The sequence below is a fragment of the Sinorhizobium sp. NFACC03 genome (assembly GCF_900103435.1).
GTDB lineage: Bacteria > Pseudomonadota > Alphaproteobacteria > Rhizobiales > Rhizobiaceae > Ensifer.
This window is the reverse complement of record NZ_FMXF01000064.1, coordinates 1-14,567: the sequence shown is the minus strand read 5'-3', so window position 1 is coordinate 14,567 and position 14,567 is coordinate 1. Positions and strand designations below refer to the sequence as shown.

Annotated in this window: 11 protein-coding genes, 1 rRNA gene and 5 pseudogenes; 6 read left to right on the top strand and 11 right to left on the bottom strand. The window is 58.9% G+C overall.

What is annotated here, in order from left to right; genetic code table 11:
* Nucleotides 1-340 (bottom strand): annotated as a pseudogene (locus tag BLU35_RS34295) (IS6 family transposase); the annotation flags it as partial.
* A 45-nt stretch (nt 341-385) separates the two neighbouring features.
* On the opposite strand from BLU35_RS34295, the gene BLU35_RS34290 reads away from it, so the two are divergent.
* Nucleotides 386-625, top strand: a complete 240-nt coding sequence (locus tag BLU35_RS34290) for an adenylate/guanylate cyclase domain-containing protein (protein WP_143033058.1) — start codon at nt 386-388, stop codon at nt 623-625.
* A gap of 171 nt (nt 626-796) precedes the next feature.
* Here BLU35_RS34290 and BLU35_RS34285 read toward each other — a convergent pair whose 3' ends face one another.
* A complete protein-coding gene (locus tag BLU35_RS34285) occupies nt 797-1,123 on the bottom strand; it encodes an EF-hand domain-containing protein (RefSeq protein WP_502688210.1) in 327 nt (108 codons plus the stop codon).
* A gap of 562 nt (nt 1,124-1,685) precedes the next feature.
* On the opposite strand from BLU35_RS34285, the pseudogene BLU35_RS34280 reads away from it, so the two are divergent.
* Nucleotides 1,686-2,015: pseudogene (locus tag BLU35_RS34280) on the top strand (transposase); the annotation flags it as partial.
* Nucleotides 2,016-2,069: 54 nt separating this feature from the next.
* Here the strand turns inward: BLU35_RS34280 and BLU35_RS34275 are convergent.
* Nucleotides 2,070-2,288, bottom strand: a pseudogene (locus BLU35_RS34275) (IS110 family transposase); the annotation flags it as partial.
* Nucleotides 2,289-2,926: 638 nt separating this feature from the next.
* On the opposite strand from BLU35_RS34275, the pseudogene BLU35_RS36810 reads away from it, so the two are divergent.
* Both BLU35_RS36810 and BLU35_RS34265 read left to right on the top strand, forming a co-directional pair.
* Nucleotides 2,927-3,212: pseudogene (locus BLU35_RS36810) on the top strand (DNA-3-methyladenine glycosylase); the annotation flags it as partial.
* A 131-nt stretch (nt 3,213-3,343) separates the two neighbouring features.
* Nucleotides 3,344-4,231: an NAD(P)-dependent oxidoreductase gene (locus BLU35_RS34265; protein WP_093236451.1), complete on the top strand. Its 888-nt coding sequence runs from the start codon at nt 3,344-3,346 to the stop codon at nt 4,229-4,231.
* Between the two features lie 166 nt (nt 4,232-4,397).
* Here the strand turns inward: BLU35_RS34265 and BLU35_RS34260 are convergent.
* The 8 genes and pseudogenes from BLU35_RS34260 to rrf all read right to left on the bottom strand — a co-directional run bounded on the left by BLU35_RS34260 (nt 4,398) and on the right by rrf (nt 13,586).
* A pseudogene (locus BLU35_RS34260) lies at nt 4,398-6,049 on the bottom strand (ISL3 family transposase).
* Nucleotides 6,050-6,263: 214 nt separating this feature from the next.
* On the bottom strand, nt 6,264-7,574 hold the full coding sequence (locus BLU35_RS34255; RefSeq protein ID WP_093236450.1) for an extracellular solute-binding protein: 1,311 nt from the start codon (nt 7,572-7,574) through the stop codon (nt 6,264-6,266).
* Nucleotides 7,575-7,651: 77 nt separating this feature from the next.
* On the bottom strand, nt 7,652-8,503 hold the full coding sequence (locus BLU35_RS34250; protein ID WP_093236449.1) for a carbohydrate ABC transporter permease: 852 nt from the start codon (nt 8,501-8,503) through the stop codon (nt 7,652-7,654).
* Nucleotides 8,500-9,381, bottom strand: a complete 882-nt coding sequence (locus tag BLU35_RS34245; RefSeq protein ID WP_093236448.1) for a carbohydrate ABC transporter permease — start codon at nt 9,379-9,381, stop codon at nt 8,500-8,502. Before BLU35_RS34245 ends, BLU35_RS34250 begins: the two co-directional genes overlap by 4 nt.
* Before the next feature lies 1 nt (nt 9,382).
* The gene (locus tag BLU35_RS34240; RefSeq protein ID WP_093236447.1) at nt 9,383-10,480 is read right to left on the bottom strand and encodes an ABC transporter ATP-binding protein; all 1,098 of its coding nucleotides are present in this window, start codon (nt 10,478-10,480) and stop codon (nt 9,383-9,385) included.
* Between the two features lie 26 nt (nt 10,481-10,506).
* Nucleotides 10,507-12,015, bottom strand: a complete 1,509-nt coding sequence (arfA, locus tag BLU35_RS34235; RefSeq protein ID WP_093236446.1) for an arabinosylfuranosidase ArfA — start codon at nt 12,013-12,015, stop codon at nt 10,507-10,509.
* Nucleotides 12,016-12,129: 114 nt separating this feature from the next.
* The gene (locus BLU35_RS34230; RefSeq protein WP_065375171.1) at nt 12,130-13,050 is read right to left on the bottom strand and encodes an ArsR/SmtB family transcription factor; all 921 of its coding nucleotides are present in this window, start codon (nt 13,048-13,050) and stop codon (nt 12,130-12,132) included.
* 421 nt (nt 13,051-13,471) lie between these two features.
* A 5S ribosomal RNA gene (gene rrf / locus BLU35_RS34225) occupies nt 13,472-13,586 on the bottom strand.
* Nucleotides 13,587-13,783: 197 nt separating this feature from the next.
* Between rrf and tnpA the strand changes: the two genes are divergently transcribed.
* Entirely contained in the window at nt 13,784-14,254 is a 471-nt protein-coding gene (gene tnpA, locus BLU35_RS34220) for an IS66-like element accessory protein TnpA (RefSeq protein ID WP_093236445.1), read from the top strand.
* Nucleotides 14,251-14,567: IS66 family insertion sequence element accessory protein TnpB (gene tnpB / locus BLU35_RS34215; RefSeq protein ID WP_093236444.1), on the top strand; the 317-nt coding region annotated here is incomplete at its 3' end. The genes tnpA and tnpB, both read left to right, overlap by 4 nt.

Below are 14,567 nucleotides of genomic sequence, written 5' to 3'. Positions count from 1 at the left end.
GTCTGGACAATCTCGTCGAGAACGTAGCCGTCCTGGTCAACGGCACGCCAAAGCCAATGTTTCCGGCCGCCGATGGAAATCACCACCTCGTCCAGATGCCAGATATCTTTTCGCGACGGCTTCTTTCGGCGCAACCGCTTCGCGTAAGCCGCACCGAATTTGAGACCCCATCGCCGGATCGTTTCATATGAAACGACGATGCCGCGCTCCAACAGCATTTCCTCGACCAGCCGCAGGCTCAAAGGGAACCGGAAATACAGCCAGACCGCATGGGCGATAATCTGACGTGGAAAACGGTGGTTCTTGTAACTGATCGTCGGTTGGCTCATCCACGCCCAATTATCCGCCAACCATTAAGTCATCAACAACGTGACATCGCCGTGAGATGTACTATGGACTTGTCGGTAACGAACATCGCCTTGAATTCACGGTGCTTGGAGACACGGTCAATGTCGCTGCCAAGATAGAACAGGCTACCAAGCGTTTCGATTTCCCGCTGCTTGCCTCCGAGACAGTCGTTATGCAGGCCGGACAACAGAACGCATGGGTCGCGGTCAGTCGCGAGCCATTGGGCGGACGCGGCGAGCATGTGACACTCTTTGCCTTCACCGGCACACCCGGATAAGGCGCAAGGTGACTACCTTGCAGCTGTTTGTAGCGGCAGTACCTCACCATATGCATGGCGCGGAACAGTGCCTTCGCCCTCTCGCCAATACGCCGAGAGCCGAGAGCCGAGAGCCGAGTGCAAATCATCGACAGCCTATCGCCACCTTGACGGCAGCATTCGCCGGCGCGGTCACTGTCCCTGCATGAACGCACGCATCTCTTCAGGGGTCGCCTTGCCATCGTTGTTGGCATCGACACTGTCGAAGATGCGCTTGTGAATGGCTGTCACCTCTTCGAACGATAGCGCACCATCCCCGTCGGCATCCGCGATCGCGAACATGATCTTCATCATGTGGCCGTGCATGGGTCTCATTCCGCCCATCATTCGGTGCTGGCGGCCGCCCATCGTCATCCCCGGCATCATCTGCGACTGATCCTGCTGCGCTTGGGGGGTTGTGGCCTCACCATTCCCGGATTGCGCGAAGACCGGGACAGTGAAAATGAGGGGAATGAACATGGCTACCGTGGCCATGCCCGCGAGTTTTTTCGACATCATCGTGTTCTCCTTTAGTTCGGGTGAAACGATAACAGTAAGACCCAGGTCCCAAGACCCGCGATACAATGAATGATAGCATCCTTTGAAAGTGGAAGGGTTGCTTCGGATCAAATAGCTGCCGTAGCCGTGTCAACTTCGCTTGAGCGTCTGGGTTACAGGTGACGATTACAATCCGATCACTACCATGGGGGCACAGTCGTTCTAAAGGTCTCTTGTGGCGCGAGAATTCACCAGCGGCGGCAGCGAACTGGCCATTGGCCGTGCGCGAATCTGCTTGTGACGTCACTCGGAAATTCTGCGAGCCGACCGTCACACGCGCCCGCACTGCGACAAGGGTCCGGCCTCCAGACCCTGCATCCCTCGCCTTGAAGAGATTCGAACCGAGCGTCCACTGAACCGGATTAAGACTTACGGATGCTCATCCCACGTAGTGAAGGAAAGGGAACACAGCTACAAGTCGCACTAGACTCCCCTCTAAGTTGAGGCCAAACTTGATTCATGGCCCCGATGAAAGGGCGGTGAGATGTCTGATTTCTTTTGGTTTTCCGATGCGCAATGGGAACGGATCGAACCGCTGCCGCCAACGGATGTGCGGGGCAAGCCGCGCGTGGATGATCTTCGCGTGTTGAGTGGGATCGTCCATGCGCTGCGCTGTGGCGGTCGCTGGGCGGACTGCGCCGATGTCTATGGACCGAAGAAGACTCTCTACAATCGCTTCGTTCGCTGGTGCGAGCGCGGCATCTGGGAAGGCATCTTCAGCGCGCTCGCCGGAGCCGAGGATGCGCCGGACCGATTGTTCATCGATAGTAGCTGCATCAAGGTCCACCGCTGTGCAGGCGGCGGAAAGGGGGGGCCTTGGCTCATGGTATCGGCCGCACCAAGCTTAAGGTAGCAGCGCACCGCATCGTCAGCGCACCGGTTCGACCTGGTGGCCCATGGCCCACAGGAACGCTGCCATCTCGCGCGCGATCGCCGCAACGACGATGGGGTTCTTCTTGCCCGCAGCCGTCAGGCGCCGGTAGCGGCCGCACAGCCGCGTCTGCGCTTTCCAGGCGATCTCCCGCACCGCCTTCGGCAGACCCTCAAGTCGGACGCGAATGGTTTCCGTCACCCTGGCGGGATGGCGATCAGAGGCGCCGGAAAGGGCGGGCGGAGAACGTAGCAATTGACTATCCGTGCTAGCTCGGAATGACTACAGGCCAACTTGCTCGATCTGCTGTAGATTAGCGTAGCCTAAAATTCAGGAGGAGCTTGATATGCCGAGGATCTTGCTCGCGCAGACCTTGCTGGTTCTCTCGACGTGCGCCATTGCCCGTGCAGAGCGGATGCTGCCCAGGTTGCGAGACATGAATTCGAATCGATGAAGAATTGTGTACGCCAGGCGCCGATCGGCGAGTTTGATCGAAAGTGCGACGTTCCAGCTGCCGGATGGCGTGGAGCCGAGGGTCTTTGGCTGCCAAGTGTGTCCCAAGGTGCCGGCTGAGTAGAACGGCAACGCGCCCAAGAGCAGCAAGTATCCAAGCAGAAACGTCGCGACTCAGCAGATCGCTGCGCCAAGCAGGCCACCGGGGGACGGCCCCATGACAGCGGCGAGGTAGGCGGCGACCAATCTAGCGCTCTGCGGTCCGGCGCTCGCCTAACGCCAAGTCTTTTGAGATCGTGACTGTTCGGCAGATCACTCGATCTGCCCATATCCAGGGAGACCAGGCTCTTGTGCTCCGGGCCGGGACGCCTCGGCCAGGCGCTGGCGATCAATAGAGCGCAGGATGGCCTGCCGCTTTGGCTTATCTCTCCTATGGCCTCCATTGGTGTCTCAACTTCGATTGCTTGCCCGGCAGCGCCGTCTTGATCCGCGCGATCGAGCCGAAGTGGGGCATCGAGGCGATGCAAGCGCGGAGGGGTGTTCGTAAGGAAGGAGCCGTTTCACCTCCACCTACCGGCTCAGCGTCCGCCGATCTCCAGCGGTATCCGTGTGGGAGTTGCGAAGGCGGTGGAACACCCGTGGCGTTTCGGGCTCGCCAACTCGCCCTTCGTCAGCCGTAAATTCTAGCCCAGAAACGCCTGCGCCGTTTTTAGCCTGATCCCGAGGCTCGACTTGTCGGAATCGATCGCGTTCAATGACTCTCGGGCCCCGACCCAGAATCATCGTGATCTCGATAGCCAATCAGTGGAGGCGACCAAATGACGAAATCAAATGTGGGCTTCATCGGGCTCGGGCTGATGGGTCAGGGCATGGCGGCGAATATCCTGAAGAAGGGCTCGCCGCTTTGCGTGATGGCGCATCGCAATCGCGCGCCGGTCGACGCGCTGGTCGCCGAGGGCGCGACGGAGGCAGCAACACCGCGCGATATGGCCGAGCGTTGCGACATCATCATCCTTTGCGTAACCGGCTCGCCGGAAGTCCTCTCGGTGATTGAAGGCCCGGACGGCATCGCTTCCGCCGGCAAGCCGCTCACCATCGTCGATTGTTCGACCTCCGATCCCTCCGTCACCACAAAACTCGCTGCGAACCTCGCCTGCAAGGCTATTACCCTCATCGATGCGCCGCTCAGCCGTACCCCGGCGGACGCCGCCGCCGGTACGCTCGATGTGATGGTCGGCGGCGCGGACGAGGACGTGCGCCGTGTCTGGCCCGTGCTCGAATGCTTCGCCGGCAGAATCGTCCACACAGGCCCGACCGGCACCGGCCACACGATGAAGCTGCTCAACAACTTTCTCTCGATGGGCTATGCGGCGCTCTATTCCGAGGCGCTGATGCTCGGACGCAAGGCGGGGCTCACCCCGGAAGTCTTCGACAGCGTCATCCGAGGGGGCCGCATGGATTGTCCCTTCTATCAGACGTTCTTCCGCTGGGTGCTGGAGCGTGACCCGAACGCCCACAAGTTCGCAATCCGCAACGGCTTCAAGGACATGAGCTATCTCGCCGGCTTCGCCAATGCGAGCGGCGTCGCGAACCCGATCGGGGCCGCAGTCAGGAATTCCTTCGCCCAGGCGGTCGCAGCTGGTCGCGGCGAGGAATACGTGCCGATGCTGTCGGATTTCGTCGCCGAGGCGAACGGCATCAAGTGAGAGGCGGCTGTTAACGGCGCGGCTTTCTCCGGCGTCGAGCACGACATCGAAGCGTCTATGCGCGCCAGCCATTCACGTCGTCAACAAGTACCCGGGGCTCCGATTTTTGTGCCTCGCATCGTTGTCCGACGTGGAGCCTTCTATTCAAACTTGGGCATGACGTCCGTCAATTGCGCCATTTCGCGGGGGCACCTGGTGTCATTTGGCATTTAATTAGGTTCATCCTCAATTTCTGTGATTCAGCGGCAGCCGGACCGGCGCGACCGTACATTGCACGCTTCAGCATCTTGAGGCGATTGATCTGCCCTTCGGCTTGACCGTTGTTCCACGGGAGTTCGATTGCATTTTTTACGGCATCAACATCCCGGCGCAAAACGCTGGCGAAACGCATGATTGCCGTGAGCCCGATGTCGATGGCATCGTCGATCCATTCATCCAGTGCCTGCGAGCTCCTGCTGCGCAAGATGCCGTTGAAGCGCATGGCCATGCCACGCATTGTGGCGAACACTGTCGAGCCCTGCTTCAAAGCATTGACCTTTCTGGCCTGACGATCTGTCAGCAGGCCGCGCGGTTTTATACACAAAGCTGCTGCCACAAGATGGCCCGTGTCAGGATCGCGAACGGGTTCTGAAACATCCATATCCGGAGGTGGCCCGTCGGGTTGAATGTTTTCGACCTCACGCCACACTTTCAACAGGCGCTCCAGATTGGAGCGGCTGCCCGTGTAACCGCGGTTCTTGATATCGTAAAACAGATGGCGCCCTACCCGGTTTCCATCTTTCCAGCATTCAGCCAGAAAAGCTTCGAAATACAGTGGCGATGTCGGATTCAATGCCGCCCGATTCCTGTCTCGAGGTGCATTGGAAGTAAGCCAATTCGCGATGCTGCGGCGCTCGTATCCGGTCCGCCTTGCAATCTCGCTGTAGGTGAGGCCCTGCTGCCGCAAAGCTTGAAACGTGTCGAATATTTCCTGACGAGATTGCCTGTGCGCCAAGCGGGCACGGCGCTGTTGTGACCTGGCGCTGGCGATAGCATCTTCAGAGAGAATGGGTCTAACATTGGCGTGACCGTAGACGCTCATCTGTTCCTTGATTGCCTCCCTGAGATTTTGGACCAGATGAAGACGGTCAGCCACCTGGCGGGCCTGCGACGCGCCCTCTCGGACTGCCTGAGCATACAAACCACAGCGATCTCGGCTCACGACCTCGATCGTCGGACGGTCTTTCAACCAAGATTTTGCGCTCTCGACGTTGCGGTCCTCCAAAACATCGACGACCGAATGACGCTCAAGATCGACCATGATCGATCCCGTACCGCGAGGAATGCCGCCAGCTCCAATCATCAATGTCCACAACCCGAATAGTGTCTTTTTATGTGGACGCCGGATTATCGCGCTTCAATTGCCGCAAGATCGTGTCGTCGCTGACCGGCATGCCGAGCTGATGCATCAAGTGCTCTCCCGGACGACCGCCCATCCTGTGGCCAACCAAGCCCACAATCTCAGCCATCCGTTCAGTTCGTCGCAAATAGGGTGAAGCAATCTCAGGCAACCTGTCGGTGAAGGTTCGTCGCCCGCATTTCCGGTGTCTACACTGCCACCGGTTCAGTGCGAGCTTGATTTTCACAACTTGACCCTGAACAGGAAAGTCCGAGGCGGCGGTTGTGCCAGCCGTGCCGATGCCGGCTTTGCGTTCCACAATCCGGGCAGATACCGACAGGTTTTGCAGCGGCGGAAACAACCCAGTTTTCTTCATCTTGAAGGGAAATACCCAGAACCTTGACCCCTGGGCCGGGTGACCATTTCAATTGCGCTCGCATCCCCGCAGATAGCAGTCGAGGCGCTAACACTCTGTTAACCACAGAAATTGAGGAAGAACCCGTTTAAATGCAAAGCGACAATAGATCGTTTGTCCGTTTGTCTCCAACACGGAAGCGAAGGAAATATGACGCGGCCCGGCCGGGACGCGAAAACAATCGGGGCGCAGAGACCGAAGTCCCTACGCCCCACTCTGGGAGATCGTCTGGCGCCGGATCAAAGATTGGCGAGCAGGTCGTTGATGCGGCTCTCGGCGCTGCCGAGGGCTTCGTCGACTGTCTTGTCACCATTTACGGCCGCACCGACTTCTTCGCCGATGATGTCCTGGATGGCAAACTGGCGCTGGACGGCGCCCGGCAGCGAGCGGCCAGTCTGCGCGACCTCGGCGATGTTATCACGACGCGGCAGCGACTTGAATTCCTGCATGTCGAAGACCGCCTTGACCGCCGGCAGGTGACCGGTGCGAGCCCACTGGAAGTCGTTGTCGGCCAGGAACTTGAATAGCTTGCCGATCGCCGCAGTCTGTTCCGGCGAACGATCCTTTCGCGGTATGACCCAGCTGTGGCCGTCGGCATAGGTACTGTCGCGACCAGGATAAAGCTGTGGAACCGGGTAAACCGTGTAGCCTTTCGCAAGGGGGGTGCCTTCCTTCTCCGATTGTGCGACGAAATCGCCGATCAGCCAGGTGCCGTTGACCGCTATGCCACCATCGCCGTTGGTGAACGCGGTAACAGCTGCCGCATAGTCAAGACCGGTTGTTGTCAGGCCCTCGTCCTTGATCTTCTTCATAAGCTCGACGACGTTCTTGGCTTCGGGCGTATTCAGCGTAATCTTGGTCGGGTCGGCGAAGAAGTCAGCGTTCTGCTGCTGCAGCAGTGTGTAGAGTACCCGCGCATAGGCGGCCGTCTCATTGGCGAGGATTTGCACGAGGTAAGGCTTGCCGGTCTTTTCCTTGAACTGCTTACCTTGAGCTACGAGTTCGTCAGCCGACTTCGGAAGGATTGGCGTGCCGTCTGCGTTGACGAGGCCGGCTTGCTTCATAAGGTTCATGTTGACGTGGAAGAGCATCGTCCAGTTGTCGAAGGGCAGGCCGAACATCTGGCCTTCCTTGGTGACACCATCACGGGCGGCAACCGTAAAGCTATTGGGCGAGATGCCCTGCGCGGAAAGAACCTCATCGACCGGGTCGATCAGACCGCGCGACTGATAATCGGAGATTGCGGAGTAGTGCATGGACACGACGTCTGGCGCAGCGCCCGATGAGAGTTGGGCGTTGAGCTGGTCATAACCCGGCCATTCCACGGTGGTCACATTGACGTCAATATCGGGATTATCGGCCTCGAACTTGTTCACCAGCGAGGTGATGATACCGCACTCGCCGACGGCCTTGGAAACGTCGGTGACGGAACCATAGTCTGCTTCGCAGGCGCCGAAGAAGCGCTGCAACTCGATCTTCGTCTGCGCGTGAGCCGACGTGCCGCAGGTCAGCGCGACCAATGCTGCCGTACTGAGTAGAAAACGTCTCATGGTAAATCTCTCCCGTTGACGGGCTCTCGCCCGGGTTCAAACCTGCTGCGGCCATTTCCTCCCGGCCGCAGCAGCAGTCACTTCACAGCACCGCTCGAAACCGCGGTGACGATATGGCGCTGGAAAATCACGTAGACGATCAGCACCGGCAGGCTGGCAAAGACTGCCTGTGCGCTGAGAAAGCCGAGCCCTTCGCTTTGTGCGAAATTGGTCTGGGACGAGGCGATGCCGATGGTGAGCGTGAACATCTCCTTTCTCGTGGCGGAGATCAGTGGCCACCAGTAGTCGTTCCAGGCATGCAGGAAGGTGAAGATGCCGAGCGTCGCCTGGGCCGGCAGCGTCAGCGGCAAGAGTACCTTCCAGAAAATGCGCAGCGGAGAGGCATTGTCGAGCAGTGCCGCCTCGTCGATCTCCTTGGGAATAGCCTTGAAGAACTGGGTCATCAGGAAAACCCCGAAGGCAGACGACATGCCAGGCAGCATCAGTCCGACATAGGTGTTGTGAAGGCCAAACCAATTGAACATCTGGTGACGGGCGATGATGACTGCCTGTTCGGGCACAGCAAGACCGAAGAGCACGATGACGAATAACGTCTTGCGCAACGGAAATTCGAGGCGGGCAAAGGCATAGCCGGCAAGTGAAGACAGGATCAGCACTCCCGCCGTCTGTCCGATCGCAACCACCACGCTGTTGAAAAACCAGCCAAAGGCCTGCGATGAGTGGACGATGTTGACGTAGTTGATGAGCGTGTAGGGCAATCGGAATACCGATTCCGTGCCGAGCATCAGTTCTTTGTTGTCCTTGATTGACAGGCCGACGAGCCAGGCGACCGGCGCCATCATGGCGAGCGAGAGCGCAATGGCGATCGTAAGCAGGGTTCGATTGCCGGTCAGGGCATCCGAACGATATGTTTTTTGATCCGTGCTCATTCGGAGGCCTCCGACTTGCGCGTCGAGACCACATACTGCGCCATCGCCGCCACTAGAATGATGAGGAAAAGGAACTCGGAGGCTGCAGCAGCCTTGCCGACATCCCAGCGCACGAAACCGACTTCATAGATATACATGACGAGCGGTCGCGACGTGCCGTTGGGGCCGCCATTCGTCATGATCTGCGCCTGGCCAAACAGCTGAAACTGCATCACGATCTGGACAATCGTGACCAGCATTATGGTGCGTGCGATCGAGGGAAGCGTCACGCGGGTGAGCACGCGCCATGGGCTGGCATTGTCGAGCGCCGCGGCTTCATAGAGATCGTTCGGGATTTGTTGCAGAGCGGCAAGAAACAGTATCATCGGCAGGCCGAGGCACCACCACACGGTAGCGACGCCGACCGAAAACAGCGACCAGCCGCTCGTCGAAAGGAAGTTAATCGGCTGTATTGCGAGCTGTTCGGAAACAACCGCCAACAGCCCGTCGCCGGGAATGAAGACAAAACGCCAGATCAGCGTCACGATCGTAACCGAGAGCACGGACGAGGAGAAGAACAGGCCGCGCAGGAACGAGGTTGTTCGCGTCGTCTTGTTGAGCGCAAGTGCCAGGAAAAGTCCGAGTACAACGAGCGACGGCACACTCACGAGCACGAAGATGACCGTGTTGCGCAATGCCTGCAGGAAGACTGGATCGGCCAGGACGCGCGCATAGTTTCCAACGCCGACGAAACGGCCCGGCCCGAAGAGATCGACCTTGTGCAGGCTCAACCACGCGCCCCAGAAGAGCGGAAAGACCAAAAGCACGACAAAGACAGATAGATAAGGAAGGATGAAAAGGCCGTTGCTCCACTGGCTGCGGCGATAGCTCTCAGCCATGTCAATCGCCCTCCGAATGGTGGGCGATACCGGCGGCGTCGAAAAGGTGAATGGCGGTCGTGTCGAGGGCGATCTGCAAAATGTCGCCGCCACGCGCCTCGCTGCGCCCGTCGGTTTCGGCCGTCAGTTTCGTGCCGTCAGACATTTGTCCGTAGATCAGCGTGCGATCGCCAAGTCGTTCGACAACTTCCGCCTTGAGCGCAATGCCGGTCTGACCAGTTGGCAGCACGGTCACGTCCTCGGCGCGAATGCCAAGACTCGCACCTTCAGGCGAGAAGCTGGGCGGCAAACGAAAGGCGGTACGGATCTCGCCAAGACCGTTCGTCGCGACGGTCAGTGTATTGCTATCGTGAGACACGCTCTTGAGTGGCAAAAAATTCATGGCTGGCGAGCCGACAAAACCTGCCACGAACCGAGTTGCAGAACGTCGATAGATTTCCATCGGCGTACCGATCTGCTCGATCTTGCGGTTCTGCATGATGACGATGCGGTCAGCGAGCGTCATCGCTTCCACCTGATCATGCGTTACGAAGATCATCGTGCTGCCGAGGCGGCCATGAAGCTGGGCGAGCTCCAACCGGGTACGTCCGCGAAGGGCAGCATCGAGGTTCGAGAGCGGTTCGTCGAACAGGAACGCCTTCGGTTCCTTTACGATGGCGCGGCCGATCGCCACGCGCTGGCGCTGCCCACCGGAAAGCTTCTGCGGCTTTCGGTCGAGAAGATGGGCGATTTCCAGAGTCGAGGCGGCTTGGCGGACGCGACTCTCGATCTCCTCCTTTGGCATGCCGATGTTTTCCAGACCGAAGGACATGTTCTGGGCAACGGTCATATGCGGGTAAAGCGCGTAGGACTGGAAGACCATGGCGACGCCCCGCTTTCCCGGCGGCAGCGTATCGACGCGCTGATCGCCCACCGCGATCGTGCCGCTCGTCACGTCTTCCAGGCCTGCGATCATGCGCAGAAGCGTCGACTTGCCGCAGCCCGAAGGCCCGAGGAAGACGACGAACTCGCCTGCCTTGATGGACAGCGAGATGTCGTCCAGCACGGTGAGCGCGCCGTAGCGCTTGGTGACGTTGGTGATCTCAATCGATGCTGACATGGTCCCTCCTCCCTGTCATTGCCGTCTTACGCGCCGAGCCGGATCATCCGATAACTAAGCGGAGCGATGGCGGCGACGAGCCGGCGACCGGCAACCGATGCGCCCGAGCCGTCGCGCGGCTCGATCGCTTGGTTACCGGGTCCGTTGGCGGCACGAAGATCGTGACCTTCGATGACCTTATCCATGATCACCTTCCGTTCGCCGAAGCCTTCGAGGGAGAGATCAAGCTCGATCGCTTCCGTCTGGTGGCGGTTGACGATGAAGAAGGTGAGAGCGCCATCCGCCTCGGTTTCGACGGCGGAGACGTCGAGATAGGCGACATTTTCGGCAAAGTCGGTTGAATAGCCGGGGCAATGAAGCGCCAACTGCAGCGCCTTGCCGCGGCCATACTGCGAGGCGTAGGCATAGGGAAAGAACGTTGTCTGCCGCCAGACAGGGCCACCCCGAACGGTCATGATCGGGGCGATGACGTTGACGAGTTGCGCCAGGCAGCCGACCTTCACCACATCCGAACGGCGGATGAAGGTGTTGAGGATGCAGCCCACCTGCAGCACGTCCTCGAAATTGTAGATGTCTTCCAGAAGGGCGGGGGCATGCGGCCAGCCGTCGTTACCCTGCAGTATCTTCCGGTCGGCCTCGCGGGAATGATACCAGACGTTCCACTCGTCGAAGCTGATATAGACATCCTTCTTGGAGCGCTTCTTGGCCTTGGTATAGGCGATCACGCCGGCAATGGTTGCGATGTAGTCGTCAAGACGGGCGTTCTGCGCCAGATAGTCGGCCGTGTTGCCTGCGTGATTGTCAAAGTACATGTGCAGGCTGATGTAGTCGATGGAATCGTAGGTGTAGTCGAGCACCGTGGCTTCCCAGGCCGGGTAGGTCGCCATCTTCGGCGAGGACGAACCGCACACTACGAGCTCGATCGACTTGTCGAAGGCGCGCATTGCCTTTGCTGTTTCGAACGCGATGCGGCCATATTCTTCCGCCGTCTTCTGGCCGATCTGCCAGGGACCGTCCATCTCGTTGCCAAGGCACCACAACTTGACGTTCCACGGCTCTTCGCGACCGTTCTTGCGGCGAAGATCCGACCAGTAGCTGCCGCCCGGATGGTTGACATATTCAAGGAAGGCGCGAGCCGAATCCAGGCCCCGCGAGCCGAGATTGACAGCGAGCATCATGTCGGTGTTTGCGGCTTCTGCCCAATCGGCGAATTCATGGATACCGACGTGGTTGCTCTCGGAGCTGTGCCAGGCGAGATCAAGGCGCACGGGCCGTTCTTCGCGCGGGCCGATGCCGTCTTCCCAGTTATAGGCCGAAACGAAGTTGCCGCCGGGGTAGCGCACGATCGGCACATCAGCTTCCCGAACGAGGTCGATGACGTCCCGGCGCATACCGTTCTCGTCGGCAGTTGGATGATCCGGTTCGTAGATACCCGAATAGACGGCGCGGCCGAGATGTTCGACGAAAGATCCGTAGAGGCGTGGATCAACAGAACTGATGATGTAACCGCTGTGAGCGGTACCGACTGCGCGCATGCTTTTTCTCCCCGAATATCCAAATATCGGATATATATCAATTAGTATGATAATTTACACAGGAGGACGCAGGCGTCAATCCGCCTTTCGGCGACACGCGCGGAAATGACAAAATCAGATCTTCAATCGCAGCACGATGTCCTGATCGTAATTGCCAAAACCTCGGCCGAAGATATTGATCCCGCCGGGATGCTCGGCCGTTTCAGGAACTTCGATCCGCAGGCGGATCGAGCGATGTTCAAGCAGGTTCAGGTCGGCCAGTCTGGTGTCGGAAAAGCGCACACCATCGATAAAGGTCCCGTTTTCGGTGACGCGGAAGGACTTGAGAACGCCGTACTGGCTGCCCCGAAGCTTCCACCAGTCGGGCGTATATTTTCCGCGACGATCGCCAAAGTCGCCAGGTGAGGTCCAGGCGAAGATGCTTTTGCCGTTAATGGAAAGCGTGATGTCGGACGGCCAATTGTCTGAGGTTCCCGGCACCTCGGAGGAAAGCTCCAGGATGACCTCAAGTTCCTTGACCTCCGCTCCCTTGATGCGGGCATTGTTGGGAAACTGATAATCGACATATCCCGTTGAAAACCATAGCAGACCAGCCTTCATCCGGTCCGGTGTGAGGAATGTGTCGGGGCTGTCGAGATAACCGATGATGCCGTCGCGAGAACACATGCCGCAGGGAGCGTAAACCTCGTATCCGCTATAGAGCCCGACTGGCATCGCCACTTCGATCAATTCCTGGGCGGTTTGGGCATGGCTGGCAAAGGAGAGGATGATTTCCTCGTGCACGGCATGACACACCTTTTGGCTGCCCTTGCGCGCTTTGGAAACCTCTGTGCGGATCAGGCCCGCCTCCTCCAGCAGATTGAGATGGGTGGATGTGGTCGACTGCGGCAGCTCCAGTGCCTCTGCGATTTCATTGACGTTCAGCGGTCCGCGGCTGTGCAAGAGATCCAGCATCGATAGCCGCGCGGGAGCGGCAAGGCATCTCAACACATCCTGGCCGTCTTGCGGACCGATCATCAGAAATCGCGTGCTCATATATTCCCCCAAACGTCGCGTCTGATCTGTATCAAAGATTTTGATACAATCAACATCCGGCTGAAATTGGAACTGTGAAATATAGGCTCGGTCAGATTGCAGAGGGCGACGCCGTTACCGTTACGTTACGAAAACGGAGGGGGCTTGGCAGGGTAGAAGAATGCGAGAGCGCAAAGTGATGCAAGCAAGGCTAGCTATTGTCCGATGTTGCCTTGGTGCCCGTTGCGCCGCGTCGGAGCTTCGGGCTTTCAATGTCTTATTATTTTCAGTCTAGCAAAACAAAAGGGCCGCTTGGTGGCGGCCCGTGTTCGGCAGGGCCGAAGTGTGTGATGAGAAGATTTCGGTTTGTTTCCGCCGCTACCTTATCCTTCTCGGCGATGCCTCGAAGGGGAGCGGCGGTTGTTTCTCTTGCGTTTTGCAGACCTGGCAGCGACCTACTCTCCCGCGTCTTAAGACGAAGTACCATCGGCGCTGGGGCGTTTCACGGCCGTGTTCGGAATGGGAACGGGTGCAGCCACCCCGCCAGAACCACCAGGTCGGCAAAGCGCAAGATTTGCGCCTAGCTTGGCGCAAACCGAATGAGAAGCTGGTTGAAGTTTTCACTTCATTTATTTTGAAACGCGACCACACGTCAACAACGACGAGATCATTCGTGAGCGCGACGAACACCCCACCTTTCCTTTTGTGATTGAGGCCGCGAGATAAGCTCCTTCATCGACGGGAGTGGAACGGGATGGTTGGAGATCGCACTGATGCCATGCTTGAAGCCATGGATGAAGGCATGCATGAAGCCAGGCATGAGGGAAAGTATCGCCGGATCGAGGTGATCACCGGTCGGCGCCAGCGGCGGAATTGGACCGACGAAGAGAAGGCGCGGATCCTTGCCGAAAGCGCAGAACCCGACGTGAACATCTCGGCCGTCGCCCGGCGCTGGGGCGTCAATCGCGGCTTGCTGAATGTCTGGCGCCGCGAAGCTGGATTGACCTTTCGACGATCCGCGCAAGCCGGCGCGCAGCAGGCCATGTTCGTGCCGGTGACCGTGGTTGGAGAACGAACGCCGCCCCAGAGCGCGTCGTCGGATATCGCTTCCGTTGCTTCCGGTCGCATTGAGATCGAGATTGCCGGCGCGCGCATGACCGTGATCGGGTCGGTGGCGCCCGAGTTGGCGCAGGCGATGGTGGCGGCGTTGCGAGGGCGCCGGTGATCGGACTTTCGCCGAATGGCGTGAAGATCATGGTGGCGACGCAGCCTGTCGACTTCCGGCGCGGCATGAATGGCCTTGTTGCGCTGGTGGCATCAGCCCTTGCGGCCGATCCCTATTGTGGTGACGTGTTCGTGTTCCGCGCCAAGCGGTGCGATCGTCTGCGCTGCATTTATTGGGACGGGTCGGGCATGATCCTGGCGACGAAGTGGTTGGAGGCTGGCAAGTTCGTTTGGCCACCGATCCGCGATGGCGCGATGCAGATGAGCAGCCAGGAGTTCTCACTTTTGCTGGCCGGTATTGACTGGACGCGGGT

Bases quoted from the DNA above. Each gene is read 5' to 3' on its own strand.
- BLU35_RS34290 (WP_143033058.1), top strand. From the start codon at position 386: ATGTACTATGGACTTGTCGGTAACGAACATCGCCTTGAATTCACGGTG.
- BLU35_RS34285 (WP_502688210.1), bottom strand. From the start codon at position 1,123: ATGTTCATTCCCCTCATTTTCACTGTCCCGGTCTTCGCGCAATCCGGG.
- BLU35_RS34265 (WP_093236451.1), top strand. From the start codon at position 3,344: ATGACGAAATCAAATGTGGGCTTCATCGGGCTCGGGCTGATGGGTCAG.
- BLU35_RS34255 (WP_093236450.1), bottom strand. From the start codon at position 7,574: ATGAGACGTTTTCTACTCAGTACGGCAGCATTGGTCGCGCTGACCTGC.
- BLU35_RS34250 (WP_093236449.1), bottom strand. From the start codon at position 8,503: ATGAGCACGGATCAAAAAACATATCGTTCGGATGCCCTGACCGGCAAT.
- BLU35_RS34245 (WP_093236448.1), bottom strand. From the start codon at position 9,381: ATGGCTGAGAGCTATCGCCGCAGCCAGTGGAGCAACGGCCTTTTCATC.
- BLU35_RS34240 (WP_093236447.1), bottom strand. From the start codon at position 10,480: ATGTCAGCATCGATTGAGATCACCAACGTCACCAAGCGCTACGGCGCG.
- arfA (WP_093236446.1), bottom strand. From the start codon at position 12,015: ATGCGCGCAGTCGGTACCGCTCACAGCGGTTACATCATCAGTTCTGTT.
- BLU35_RS34230 (WP_065375171.1), bottom strand. From the start codon at position 13,050: ATGAGCACGCGATTTCTGATGATCGGTCCGCAAGACGGCCAGGATGTG.
- tnpA (WP_093236445.1), top strand. From the start codon at position 13,784: ATGGTTGGAGATCGCACTGATGCCATGCTTGAAGCCATGGATGAAGGC.